Here is a 663-nt window from a genome sequence, read left to right on the forward strand (position 1 = left end):
TGAGGTGTTGGCAATGCTTTCTTGTCAATCTTTCCATTAATTGTTATTGGCATATTTTCTAACCTGACTATAGCGGATGGTATCATATAATCTGGTAATGCTATACTAAGATTTTCCTTGATCGTATTGTCACTTACCTCTTCAATTGTTGTTACATATGCACACAAATATTTATCAATATCGGTCTCACCTTTTGATACTACTACAGCCTCTTTAATCCTTTTATCCGATAATAACTGGCTTTCTATTTCACCCAATTCTATTCTGTACCCTCTTAACTTGACTTGATCATCTGCTCTTCCACAGAATTCTATGTTTCCATCTGGTAACCATCTTGCCAAGTCACCTGTCTTATACATCCTTTCCCCAGACACATAAGGATTTTGCATGAATCTTTCTCTTGTCAACTTTTCATTATTGAGATATCCTCTTGCTACTCCATCACCACTTACGAACAGTTCTCCTACAACACCTATAGGTTGTAACCTTAGAATACTATCCAATACAAAAGCTTTTGAATTACTGATAGGTTTTCCTATAGGTATATTGTGCTTATATTCCTTCTGTATCGTAAAACAAGTGGAAAATGTAGTGTTTTCAGTTGGACCATACCCATTTATAATAGTAATGTTCTTATTCACACTTCTTAATTTGTTAATATAA

The 663-nt window shown here is 34.2% G+C and carries 1 protein-coding gene; it reads right to left on the reverse strand.

Features of this window, described 5'->3' with window-relative positions; all coding sequences use genetic code 11:
* On the reverse strand, positions 1–641 hold a 641-nt coding region (locus tag QMG30_RS24785; RefSeq protein WP_281819908.1), incomplete at its 3' end, for an AMP-binding protein.
* Between the last annotated feature and the right edge of the window lie 22 nt (positions 642–663).

Origin of the sequence: Vallitalea longa, assembly GCF_027923465.1 — a bacterium.
In the GTDB taxonomy this organism is placed as follows: Bacteria; Bacillota; Clostridia; order Lachnospirales; family Vallitaleaceae; genus Vallitalea; species Vallitalea longa.